Source organism: Ruminiclostridium papyrosolvens C7, assembly GCF_000421965.1.
Taxonomy (GTDB): Bacteria; Bacillota; Clostridia; order Acetivibrionales; family DSM-1351; genus Ruminiclostridium; species Ruminiclostridium papyrosolvens_A.
On sequence record NZ_ATAY01000086.1, the window covers coordinates 1 to 920 of the forward strand.

Annotated in this window: 1 protein-coding gene; it reads left to right on the forward strand. The window is 48.7% G+C overall.

All coding sequences use genetic code 11. The features are described from left to right. The first annotated feature begins 132 nt into the window (after positions 1-132). The gene (locus tag L323_RS36740) at positions 133-822 is read left to right on the forward strand and encodes an IS110 family transposase (RefSeq protein WP_020816680.1); all 690 of its coding nucleotides are present in this window, start codon (positions 133-135) and stop codon (positions 820-822) included. Positions 823-920 lie beyond the last annotated feature (98 nt).

Sequence of the window (920 nt, forward strand, 5' to 3'; positions counted from 1 at the left end):
CCCCGAAGTTTATACTTTCTGGCGTGTAATATAATCAAATATAAAGAGGAATCCCCAGCGACTATCGAAGAAAGAAGCACCTGACAGGGAAGCTTCAATTCTTACCTACCAACCACAGGAGGTTAAAGTCGCATGGGGAAATCCTCGCACATTCAAGGCCGTAAGGGAACTAAGTTCAGTCAACAGCTAAGGGGCGTTAACCTGGAGCAAGTCCTCATCGTTGCAATCGATGCGGCCAAGCTCCACCAAAAAGCCTTAATATGCAATTATTTCGGCGACATCATTGAAAAACCCTTCTTTTTCTCAGCGAATAATTCTGGTATGGAGCTGCTTTGCAAGAAGATTAATCAAGCGGTTACAGCCACAGAGGCTGTTCGCTTGTTCCTGGGTATTGAGGCAACAGGCCATTACTATGAAGACATCGTCCGCGAGATGGCGAAACGAGGGTACCACGTTCAGATCTTGAATCCGTATACCACCTTCGAGGAACGCGCCGGCGCACTGAATTGGTGCAAAACAGATGATCTTGATCTTGTGGCCATCGCCCATGCCATCAAAAGCAACAAAGCCACTGAAAACCAGCTTTTGAATGGCGTACAGCGTCAGCTCCATGTCTTGACTCGAGCACGGCGCTCTGAGACACGGAAGCGTGCTTCCTTGCGTACAGAGATTCGAGCACTTATGGACCTCATCTGGCGCGAGTACCAAGGATATGCAGATTATTCAGCCGGTAGAGCTCGAAAAATCAAAGTATTCAGTGACTTCTGGGGGAAAGCCTCGCTCTTCTTCATGGAGCATTATCCACACCCCGCTGCTGCCTGAAACTAGGGGAGACCGGGCTACGGAAGCTCTCGATTCAGCATAATCTCAAAATTGCGAAAACACCACCATCCAGAAGCTCTTGCACGTCGCTGAACAAG